Annotated in this window: 13 protein-coding genes, 1 pseudogene and 2 other annotated features; of the genes and pseudogenes, 12 read left to right on the top strand and 2 right to left on the bottom strand. The window is 33.8% G+C overall.

Features of this window, described 5'->3' with window-relative positions:
- Positions 1-103: 103 nt before the first annotated feature.
- Together ADA55_RS30560 and ADA55_RS15190 are read right to left on the bottom strand one after the other, a co-directional pair.
- Positions 104-391 (bottom strand): hypothetical protein, encoded by a 288-nt coding sequence (locus ADA55_RS30560; protein ID WP_054399254.1) that lies wholly within the window; start codon positions 389-391, stop codon positions 104-106.
- Complete coding sequence (locus tag ADA55_RS15190; RefSeq protein ID WP_213068208.1) at positions 388-1,335, bottom strand: IS110 family transposase; 948 nt, start codon at positions 1,333-1,335, stop codon at positions 388-390. Before ADA55_RS15190 ends, ADA55_RS30560 begins: the two co-directional genes overlap by 4 nt.
- Before the next feature lie 567 nt (positions 1,336-1,902).
- On the opposite strand from ADA55_RS15190, the gene ADA55_RS15195 reads away from it, so the two are divergent.
- The 12 genes and pseudogenes from ADA55_RS15195 to vanS all read left to right on the top strand — a co-directional run bounded on the left by ADA55_RS15195 (position 1,903) and on the right by vanS (position 10,749).
- A complete protein-coding gene (locus tag ADA55_RS15195) occupies positions 1,903-2,259 on the top strand; it encodes a hypothetical protein (RefSeq protein WP_142398545.1) in 357 nt (118 codons plus the stop codon).
- 244 nt (positions 2,260-2,503) lie between these two features.
- Positions 2,504-2,756: a binding site (T-box leader), on the top strand.
- A gap of 68 nt (positions 2,757-2,824) precedes the next feature.
- Positions 2,825-3,649: a hypothetical protein gene (locus tag ADA55_RS15200; RefSeq protein WP_048685388.1), complete on the top strand. Its 825-nt coding sequence runs from the start codon at positions 2,825-2,827 to the stop codon at positions 3,647-3,649.
- A 313-nt stretch (positions 3,650-3,962) separates the two neighbouring features.
- Positions 3,963-4,382 carry a UPF0715 family protein gene (locus ADA55_RS15205; RefSeq protein ID WP_082162858.1) on the top strand — a complete coding sequence of 140 codons (420 nt, stop codon included), beginning with the start codon at positions 3,963-3,965 and terminating at the stop codon, positions 4,380-4,382.
- Positions 4,383-4,555: 173 nt separating this feature from the next.
- Positions 4,556-4,762 (top strand): DUF5316 family protein, encoded by a 207-nt coding sequence (locus ADA55_RS15210; protein ID WP_048685391.1) that lies wholly within the window; start codon positions 4,556-4,558, stop codon positions 4,760-4,762.
- A 159-nt stretch (positions 4,763-4,921) separates the two neighbouring features.
- Positions 4,922-5,168, top strand: a binding site (T-box leader).
- 123 nt (positions 5,169-5,291) lie between these two features.
- Positions 5,292-6,539: an MFS transporter gene (locus ADA55_RS15215; protein ID WP_048685409.1), complete on the top strand. Its 1,248-nt coding sequence runs from the start codon at positions 5,292-5,294 to the stop codon at positions 6,537-6,539.
- A 171-nt stretch (positions 6,540-6,710) separates the two neighbouring features.
- Entirely contained in the window at positions 6,711-6,923 is a 213-nt protein-coding gene (locus ADA55_RS15220) for a DUF6366 family protein (protein ID WP_048685394.1), read from the top strand.
- 264 nt (positions 6,924-7,187) lie between these two features.
- Positions 7,188-7,478, top strand: coding sequence for a hypothetical protein (locus tag ADA55_RS15225; protein WP_153246134.1), 291 nt, complete (start codon positions 7,188-7,190; stop codon positions 7,476-7,478).
- Positions 7,479-7,501: 23 nt separating this feature from the next.
- Positions 7,502-7,933, top strand: a complete 432-nt coding sequence (locus ADA55_RS15230; RefSeq protein ID WP_048685396.1) for a hypothetical protein — start codon at positions 7,502-7,504, stop codon at positions 7,931-7,933.
- A gap of 203 nt (positions 7,934-8,136) precedes the next feature.
- Positions 8,137-8,304 (top strand): hypothetical protein, encoded by a 168-nt coding sequence (locus tag ADA55_RS29425; RefSeq protein WP_153246135.1) that lies wholly within the window; start codon positions 8,137-8,139, stop codon positions 8,302-8,304.
- A 354-nt stretch (positions 8,305-8,658) separates the two neighbouring features.
- Positions 8,659-8,739, top strand: a pseudogene (locus tag ADA55_RS28545) (30S ribosomal protein S12); the annotation flags it as partial.
- A gap of 206 nt (positions 8,740-8,945) precedes the next feature.
- The gene (vanR, locus tag ADA55_RS15235) at positions 8,946-9,641 is read left to right on the top strand and encodes a vancomycin resistance response regulator transcription factor, VanR-F/VanR-M family (protein WP_048685398.1); all 696 of its coding nucleotides are present in this window, start codon (positions 8,946-8,948) and stop codon (positions 9,639-9,641) included.
- Positions 9,634-10,749 (top strand): vancomycin resistance histidine kinase VanS, encoded by a 1,116-nt coding sequence (gene vanS, locus ADA55_RS15240; protein ID WP_048685402.1) that lies wholly within the window; start codon positions 9,634-9,636, stop codon positions 10,747-10,749. The genes vanR and vanS overlap by 8 nt, the downstream gene beginning before the upstream one ends.
- The last annotated feature ends 49 nt before the right edge of the window (positions 10,750-10,798 follow it).

Raw genomic sequence — 10,798 nt, forward strand, 5'->3', positions numbered from 1 at the left:
TTTTTGTATGAAAACACTTTAGTGAAAGGCCATACTTAAATAAGCCCACCATATTCTAATTTTTTTGAAGGACGTAAATGTACTATGTCGTTATTTTAACTGGTTATGCAGTTTGTTGTTCAGATGGATCGATTGTATAGCCTTTCTTTTTTAGGTATTCGATCATTTTTAACTCTTTGTTATTTTGTTTTTCTTCAAGGTAATTTGAGCCTAGTTCTTGATAGGGTTCCCCTGTTTTTAAGATGTTGTAAGCAATCGTTAGTAGTAAATGAGCAGAAGCGATTCGTCCCTTCATTTTTCCCTGCCTTTTGGTAATCCTTTTTCGATGTGAAGCAATTCGATTATTTTGCCTTGATGTCGCTAGTACACACTCTACAGCCATCGTTTTCAAAGCTTTGTTACCTTGTGTGGTTTTACTCGTTTTTTTTTACCAGCACTTTCGTAATTTCCAGGACTCACACCAGCCCAAGAGGCAAGATGTTTAGCTGACTTAAATACGGACATATCAACGCCCATCTCTGCAATAAAAGTAGCTGCGGCAGCTTTGTTCACACCAGGTATTCCATCCAATAATTCTACTTCCTTACGATAGGGGGACAGGAGTTGATCGATTTGTTTTTCCAATTCTTCTATGGCTTTTTCTAAATAACTCATATGCTCCCAATGGTAACGCAACATATCACGATGATGACGGCGAATACGACCATTAATTGCACTGGCAATGTCAGTAATACTTGCCTTTGTTCGCCAATCCACCATTTTTCGAAGACCATCGGTCTCTATTTTTTCACCGTTTAGAATCGCTTCAAGGATACGGCGTCCCGATACACCAAAAATGTCTGATAATACGGATGTTAGCTTGATATTAGCATCTTGAAGAATTTTGTGAATGCGATTCTGTTCTGATGTGCGATGATGAATCAATTTTTTTCGATAACGAGTAAGATCTCGTAAATCACGAATATCCTCCGGTGGTACAAAATTGCTTTCAATAAGTCCACATCTTAGAAGCTTGGCAAGCCATTCGGCATCTTTCACATCAGTTTTACGTCCTGGAACATTTTTGACATGTCTTGCATTGGCAAGAACAAGGTGAAAAGAACCTTCGAGTATATTCCATATTGGTTTCCAGTAGACTCCGGTACTTTCCATCACAACATCGGATACCTGAAGGGTAGCGAGCCAATCACTTAAAGCCAAGAGTCCTGTTGTTGTAGTTGAAAATGTTTCAATAGAGGTCTTTGGCTTTTGATCTAATGGACCAAATAATACACAGGCTACTACTGTTTCTTGGTGTACATCTAGGCCAGCACACCGTTCAATCATTGCTTCCATAGGAGAAATCACCTCAAAAAAAGATTAACAATACATATGACAGGAGATTTGTTACAAAAATTTTTGTATACGTACTAGCAGTACACTAAATGGTTCTTCCATACTGTCACAACCAGTTTCTTATACAGGGTATCTTCCTTAAGATCCACCAAAAAAAGTTCAGCCTGGTTGTATTGTTATCATCCATTATTGTCAAGGGGTTAATGGGTTAGACTCTATTTTGAGTTTAGATTTTCGTAGTAGATGGTGGCGGCGAGGAGCGCCGCCATAGAAGTTTCTTATGGAACTAAAGGGGCAGGTTAGTTGAAGAGTGCTGTTTGATCTTTTTTCAACAATTGGGCCATATTGTTGAATAATCATTATCTTGATCTCCGTAATCAGGCGCATTTCATAAAGTGAGATGCGCCTTTTTCAAGATCGGTCCTATACAAATTTCTGTAGAGTTAAATGTTTGGAATAATACCCCTGTATTCAAAATTAATAAAGTTGAATTATAATTTTTATAAATAAATAGGGGTTAATCTTGAATTAATGATTCAGGGAAACAGAGGAAAGAGGAAATGGATTATGTTTGTTAATATATTTTGGACAATTTATTTAGGAATACTTGGTGCTGTTGCTATTGGATATCTTATTAAAGGAAAATATAAGACTTTTCCAGCAAAACTAGATTTTGTAATCTCGATTATTACCTGGATAGGACTTTTTGGTTACGTATCAAATATCCAAATAATAAATACTTCTTTATGGCAAATCGTGTTTTTTGGGGCGTTATTTTGGGACTTAATCTACGGCTTCTTCCTAGCTGACTACGGGGAGGAGTTCGAGGGTGTTTCACCTCCAGTCAAATACATCATTATTGCTGTAGTATTTGTACTTTTACTCGGTCCATTGTATTTTGGTCTCTATAAGTACGCATTCTAATTAGAGAAGTATTCTTTAAGGCAGCTTTTTCTTTATGCAACTATTGGGGCAGTTTAGTTGAAGAATCGTCTTTAGCTCTTATTCAACAATTGGGGCAGTTTGTGGGGCAACACTTTTAAAGGGAATTGGATATTAAAGTGTTGAAGCAAATAATTGTATAAAGAAATTCAATAAACTTCCCTAAATAACTATTTACTTTATTTTCTGAATAATATATAATAACGTCTAATTAATCGAATTTGATTTAAATTCTATGAAGAGAAAGAGTAGGTTATTGTTTCTGTTCCAAAGAGAGCTGGTGTTTTGCTGAAAACCAGTGTTCAGATAATAACCGAAAATCATCTCCGAGAAGTAAAGCCGAATGTTTAGTAAGCTTTATCGGTTTCCTCCGTTACAAGGGACAACGTATGATTGTACGTTTGTCAAGGGTAGTAAAGTGTTATTCAAACATTTTATTAAACAAGAGTGGTACCGCGAGTTTCAATCTCGTCTCTTACTGAGACGGGATTTTTTGTTTTTTAGGATGTTTTTACAATAAAATTTAAGAAAAGCAGGTGAAGGAGTAATGAAGACGCTACTATTTGTAACAGATTTATATTATGAAGCAAAAGGAAGAAACTATTATGAAGAGGATTTATTTCTAACTTCTAAACTTAGAGAAGCTTTTAATTTGGTCATCTGTCATCCTGAAGATATTGAAGCATTTGAAGATAATGCTGATTTAATTGTTTTCCGAAATGCAGGTCCAGTCGCAAATTTTAAAGATAAATATGAAGCGTTCCGCAACCGAATTGTTTCTAAACATTTAAACACATATAATTCGTTTGATGGGAAGGCTGATATGAACGGAAAAGAATATTTAATTGAACTAACAAATGCTCATTTTCCTGTTATTCCAACGATTGATACCCTTGATTCCATAAATGAACTCCCTAATGTAGACACGTATATCGTAAAGCCGAAAGATGGAGCAGACTCTATCGGGATGGAATTTGTTACAAAAGGTGAATTGAGTGAAAAAGTTAATTCAGAATCGAAAAATACATTGGTACAACCATTTATCAATTTTGAATATGAAGTCTCATTTTATTTTATCGACAAAGAATTTCAGTATGCTCTTTATGCACCAGATAAAGATAAAAGATGGGAATTGAAAGAGTATGTACCTACTGAAGAAGATTTAGCTTTTGCTAAACGTTGCATCGACTGGAATAATCTTGACTGGGGGATTCAACGAGTTGATGCCTGTCGAAGCGAACAAGGGGAGCTTTTATTAGTCGAATTAGAAGATTTAAATCCCTATCTTTCCTTATTAGAATTATCTGAAGAGACACGTCAGAACTTTGTAGAAGCAATGAAAAATTCATTACAAAAAGCTCTTCAGATTTAAATTTTCATTGTTCTTATAGAACTCTTATAGAACTATACCAGGCTAATATAAGTATCTAGTTATTCCATTGTATGGCGCTTTTCTTTAATAAGAGGGCGTCTTTTTGTAATGCCTCAACACATTTAAGAGATTAGAGCTTGTTAGGGTAAAGAAAAGATTGTGAAGATTTCTACTTAAACTATAGGGTGCTTTAGCTGTAGATCGGAGCTGTCTTTAAGGCAGCTTTTTCTTATGGAACCAAAGGGGCAGGATATTTGCAGAAATGATATTATTATGAAATAAATTAACATGCATTTGGGAAGGTTGAGCAAAATTGGAGATTTGGAAATTAAGTAAAAAAGTATCGAAAATTAGCGATGCAATACCTTATTATTTTTTTAGTCTATTCTTGTCTTGTATCTCTTTTTCTGTTTTTATAATTGTATTTAGTGGAGAACCCTCTTGGTTGCAGTTAATGCCTGTTATTATTTATTCTTTTTATATTGTTATACCTTATTTACTTTTTGCAGTACCATTGCAAATTATATTTAATAAACGCCCGAGAAAATTTAATGTGTTTTATCTTTTAATTTACACGGTACTTTCTTTTGTAGCAGTATTTTTATTTAATGTAATGTTATTTAGAGTTGAACCTACATATTTAGTTAAAACCCAAATATATTACGGTTTTAGTTTTGCAGCAGCTGCTATTTATTGGTTTTGGGATTCTGTCTTCTTACAAAAGAAAAATTGAAATATCCCAGTTCTTCAGCTAACAGGGTGCTTTAGCATAAGAAAAGAGCTGTCTTTAAGGCAGCTCTTTTCTTATGGCACTAACGGGGCAGGATAGTTCAATAAGAAACCCAATGAATTCCATGGTATAATATGTAATGAAAATATACGAAGCCTAACAAGGAGGAGTTATTAATGTTTCAGTTTTTTCTTATTGTTGGGATAGTAAATATCGTTATTTCAGGTGTTTTTATTGGAGCATGGACAGGTGGACAACAACAAAGAGCAAATTTTCATTCAGAAACAACAAAAAATCGAAGCTTTAGAACGAAAATAGCATTAATTTCAGGTCTCATAGCAGTAATCTGTTTGGGTATTTCTGGATTAATATACTTTGTATAATAATACTGCTCTTTAACTAATTTGTTTTTACTTCAATAAGGAAGGTTGCTGAGGCAGCCTTTTTCTTATGGCACTAACGGGGCAGGATAGTTGCATAAGCCATAAATGCAGAATTTATATTTTACATAAAAAGGTAAAACGGGTAATATGAATTTAATAACAAATACGATGAAGAGAAAAGTAAATAAAATCAATTCTTTCTAGAGAGCTCCGTTTGGTGGAAAGGAGTAAGGATGATTTATTGAACCAAGCCTCTGAGTATCATATTGGAACCTTTTTGGGGATGGTGTGACGGGAGCTCCCGTTATAGAGCTAGGGTATAGGAATTTCTGTACCTGATAAGTTTAATATGGTGACATATTAATAAACTGGGGTGGTACCACGATTTTTAAATCTCGTCCCCAAGACTTAGGTCTTGGGGGTGGGATTTTTTTATTTTGTATCTAAACTATTTAAATCAAAAGTATAGGTTAGGTCTCTAACAGAAAGGTTCTATATTTTAATAAGAATAGAGGGAGATAAGATGGTTTTGAAGAAAAAATTTGCGTCTTGGAAATTCCCATCAATATTGTTACTAGGAATTGGAGTCTCAAATGTGGGTGAATGGATTTATTTCATATCTCTTAATTTAATTGTATTGGATATGACTGGCTCTCCTCTTGCAGTATCTGTTCTATACATCATCAAACCCTTGGCTACTTTATGTACGAATTTTTGGGCTGGAAGTATTATTGACCGATTAAACAAACGAAAACTAATGGTTTTTTTTGATATATTCCGAGCTATATTTATAGCTTTATTACCTTTTATGCCATCCATTTCCCTCATTTATTTAGTAGTATTTATCATAAATATGGCGAGTTCTATGTTTGGTCCGACATCAATGACTTACATTACAAAATTAATTCCGCAAGAACAAAGAAAACGATTTAATTCCCTTCATAGTTTAGTTACTTCAGGAGCATTTTTAATAGGTCCATCTGTTGCCGGATTATTGTTTTTAATTGGTACTCCAATATTTGCAATCTATACAAATGCAATAGCATTATTTTTATCAGGTATGATTACGTTATTAATGCCTGATTTAGAAAAACAAACAGTTGTTTCCTCAACGAATAATAAACTATCAATGGAAATAATAAAAAAGGATTGGTATGTGGTAGTTGATTTTAGTCGTCAATATAGATACATAATGATGATTTACTTTTTGTTTAGTTGTGTGATGATTATTATGGCGAATGCAGTAGATTCTCTTGAAGCAGCATTTGCCAAAGAGGTACTATTTTTGTCAGACAGTGAATATGGTTTTTTGGTCACTATTGCTGGGGTAGGTATTGTAGTTGGATCAATAACTAACTCATTAATAGTTAATAGGATAAAAACCTCACTATTAATTGGTGTGGGGTCTGTACTAGTCTCAACTGGGTATATTATTTATTCTATTTCAAGTACGTTTATCATTGCAGCAGTAGGTTTCTTTATCCTAGCTTTTTTTATAGCTTATGCTAATACGGGCTTTCTAACATTTTATCAGAACAATATACCAGTTGATGTGATGGGGCGAGTGGGGAGTGTTTATAGCTTATTTCAAGCGATTTTAGTAATCACGGCAACAAGTATTATGGGAGCTGCGGCTCTGGTTACTTCAATTCAAACTGTTGTGATTTCAGGTGTTTTAGTTATGATGATACTATCCTTAACGTTGTGTGTATTTAGCTTGTTACCCTCAAAAAAACAATTATACCAACCTGAATCTGTTAGAACTAAGGGTTTTTAAACAGAATTATTAGAAGAAAACATCCCAACCTTAATGAACTAACGGGTGCTTTAGCTGAAGATTGGAGCTGTCTTTAAGGCAGCTTTTTCTTATGGAACTAAAGGGGCAGGTTTATGGAAGAAGGTATTGCCAAGAAATTAGAGAATACGGTAATCATAGGGGGTGTTTGACTTGAATACTCGACAAGAAACTCCAGAAGAAAAAAGAGAGAGGTTAAGACAAGAAGAACTTAAAAAGAACCCGAACGTTGCATTAAGAGATGGAATTGATCGAGCTGAAAATGGAAATTTAGCAGATTTAGCTGGTGGTTTAGGTTGGAAAGGAACAGGAATATTAATTATTGTTTTAATTGTTGGATATGTTTTATATAAACTGTTTTTCTAAAGGTTTAAAGTAAACTTGTTCAGCTTAAGGGTGCTTTACTTCATCAGGAGCTGATCATCAGCTCCTTTTCTTATAGAACTAAAGGGGCAGGTTAGTTCATTAAGAAATATGGGTTTTTGTGGTAACATAAGTTTAAGTTTTTCACTAAGGAGTTTACCCTTTATATGAAATTGGGTTTTTTTGAAATATAGCTTAACTGGCCGGTATATGGTGTGAAAGGCATTTCCTCCAGAGGGGTACAATCAGGAAAAGGAGGTAGATATTTTGTATTACTACTTACTTATGTTAGTTATAATTGTTATTTCAATAGGCTTATTTTGGATGGCTGGATTACCGAAGATTAACACCAAAAACTTATCATTTATTATGATTGGTTTAGGTTTGAATGGAGTCACAATTCCAGTGTCTTCCTTAATAGGTATAATGGCAGCCGGCGCCCCGAACAGCACTATATTTGATTTTTGGAGAGGACTTATCTTTATCCAGATAATACCATTTCTCATATTAATGATAGGAATCTTAAAATGGTTTAAAAACAGTATTACTAATGCTTAATTAATTATAGGAGGATTTATGTAATGAAGTTTTTTTTAAAACTAAACGGTATAAGTATTCTCTATGCCTTTATGATATTTGTTCCTCTTGAACTTATGGTAAATGTATATAGAATTAGCAGACTAACAAATTGGAATATAGGCAATGTAAATATTTTAATTGGTTTTACTAATGTTGTTGCTTTTGTAGCTGGTACAATACTGCTCTTATTCTTAACAAAAAAGTGGATGAAAGTCCGAAAAGTTAAGTTCTGGACAGTAATCCTTTGGGTTCCATATTTTGTTCTTTTTGTTTATATATTCGCATCTCTGTTCCCTATGACGCATGGAGGAGATGCCCCTAATCCTGTTACTGGTCTTCTGGCAATAGGAGCATTGATTGTATATCCTATTTATATCTTAATTATCAATTTTACAGGTTTCATAAGTGATGATAAAACAATAAATACAGTGTGAATCAAAAAGTTTGTGAAATAATGTTCTTAAAGTAACAGGTGCGTTAGCTGCTGAAGATCGGAGCTGTCTTTAAGGCAGCTTTTTATTATGGAACTAAAGAGGCAGGATAGTTGAAGAATGAATGTGGTTTTTTATGGTAAAATTAACTCGATTTTATTAAGTAGTTTACCTGCAATATAGAAAATAAATTAGGAGTTGTTTTTATGTTTGACATTGCCTTGATTTTGATTATAGCTTCTGCTGGGGGAGTTATTGCTATTACTGGCTTCCTCGTTATATTAGGTCGAAGAATTTTAGAACATAAGAAAAAACTTCAACAAAAAATCGATAAACTAGAAGAAGAGGTTCAAATATTAAAAAATCACAAATAAAAACTAGCTTTAATGAACTAACGGGTGCTTTAGTTCATTAAGGATCACTAAAGAAAGTCATTTCCTAACGTACAGGAAACGGCTTTTTTTGCTGGGATTTGCTTAACGTACAAAATACCGAGGTTTGGTGATACCCCTGCTATACGTCTTTTTCGATGATAAAAAAACTACAATAAAATGAAAAGTAAATATACGTGCAAAATAGCACTTAAAATAAGTGCAAATTATCACCTAAAGTAACATGTTAATCTAAATGTTTATGTAAAGTGTCTAAAATTCACTTTAATCTTGGATATTAAAGCTGTAACATTTTCACTTTAATGCGTGATGTTACGTTTTTTAACAAATTTGTTAATGATGGATCCGCAAAAACGTGGTGTTTGCACTTGTGTGGGTACAATGACACCGAAAAAACAGAACTCCGCGTTACGTAAATAAGCGCGTTTTTTTTTCTGAACAGGTAGGCATATATTAACTTGAGGTATTGCGTTACGAACTACAAAGACTTATATTCAATAATCGGGCAGCTTGTGGAATAAACAAGTGATAATTGAATTCGGCAAAAACAGCTGATTTTTTTATGATACAACTTCGTAACACTTATTGACGATTAATGATAACTTTTTCTAGGGGTGGAATACATGGAAAATATAAAAATTTTAATAGCAGATGATGATGTTGAGATTGCTGATTTGGTTGCTATACATTTAGAGAAAGAAGGGTATCGTGTCATTAAGGTATCGGATGGGCAAAAAACCATTGATGTTATCCAGACTCAACCAATTGATTTACTGATTTTGGATATTATGATGCCGAAAATGGATGGATATGAAGTTACACGTCGCATTCGCGAAAAACATAATATGCCGATTATTTTTTTGAGCGCTAAAACGTCTGATTTTGATAAAGTGCAGGGACTCGTGATTGGAGCAGACGATTATATGACGAAACCATTTATACCCATTGAATTGGTAGCTCGGGTAAATGCACAGCTGCGGCGCTTTATGAAATTGAATCAACCTAAATACAAACAGAATTCAAACTTGGAATTTGGAGGATTAACGATTTCTCCTGAACAACGTACAGTTACTCTATATGGTAAGAATATTGAGTTAACACCGAAAGAGTTTAAAATTTTATATTTATTAGCCAGTAATCCAAATAAAGTCTATAATGCAGAAGATATTTTTCAGAAGGTATGGGGGGATGCATACTATGAAGGTGGGAATACCGTTATGGTTCATATTCGTACTTTGCGGAAAAAACTTGAAGAGGATAAACGAAAAAACAAATTGATAAAAACTGTATGGGGGGTAGGTTATAAATTCAATGGGTAATATTCTACGGGGCTTTCGTTCAAAAATGATCATATTGTTAGGTTTAAGCATGTTGTTGTCAAGTGTCATAACATATTTCCTCTTTAAAGTACTCCAATTGTATTATTATACAAATGTTAATCATGGAGATACACTAGCTTATTTTCGCAAAATCATACAAAATATTGGAGACCTTAACGTCTTTTTGCTTTTATTTATTACGCTTTCGATATTATTTTTCTTTTTACTTACAAAACCCTATTCTGCCTATTTCAATGAGATTTCAAAAGGAATTCATTATCTCGCTCAGGGTGACTTTAAGCATCGAGTTCAAATATTGTCAAATGATGAATTTAGTGAAATTGCACAAGGCATTAATCTGGCAAGTGAAAAGTTGGAACAAGCCATAGAAAGGGGCGACTTTTCGGAGAGTAGTAAAGAGCAATTAGTGGTTAATTTGGCTCATGATTTGCGTACACCTCTTACCTCTGTTTTAGGTTATTTAGATTTAATCCTTAAGGATGATAATTTGACTGAAAATCAGATCAGGCATTATTTAACAATTGCCTTTACCAAATCTCAACGCTTGGAAAGGTTAATTGATGAATTATTCGAAATAACTAGGATGAATTATGGGATGTTACCAGTTGAAAAGAAACAAATCGATTTAAGTGAGCTTCTTGTTCAATTGAAAGAAGAATTGTATCCTGTCTTCGAGAAAAACGATTTGATAGCAAGAATGAATATTACTTCCCCTTTATCTATTATGGGTGATGGAGAGTTATTGGCACGTGTGTTTGAAAATCTTCTGATTAATGCAAATCGCTATGGGTATGAGGGGCAGTTTGTAGATATCAACGGTTTTATTGATTCAGAGGAAGTGGTTATTCAAGTTATCAATTATGGGGACGCCATTCCTCCAGATGAACTGCCTCATATTTTTGATATGCTTTATACTGGTGACAAAGCACGAACTCATCAAGAAAATAGTACAGGTCTCGGTTTATTCATTGCAAAGAATATTGTAGAGCAACACAATGGGACAATATCTGCCGCAAGTGATTTAATACGCACTATATTTGAAGTCCGAATACCAATGGCGGAGAAAAATAATAATAAGATCATGTGAAAATTTAAGAAAAATTTAATGTTTACCCCACTTTTTATTTTAAAAGTTT

The sequence above is a fragment of the Bacillus sp. 220_BSPC genome (genome assembly GCF_001054655.1).
Classification (GTDB): domain Bacteria; phylum Bacillota; class Bacilli; order Bacillales; family DSM-1321; genus Peribacillus; species Peribacillus frigoritolerans.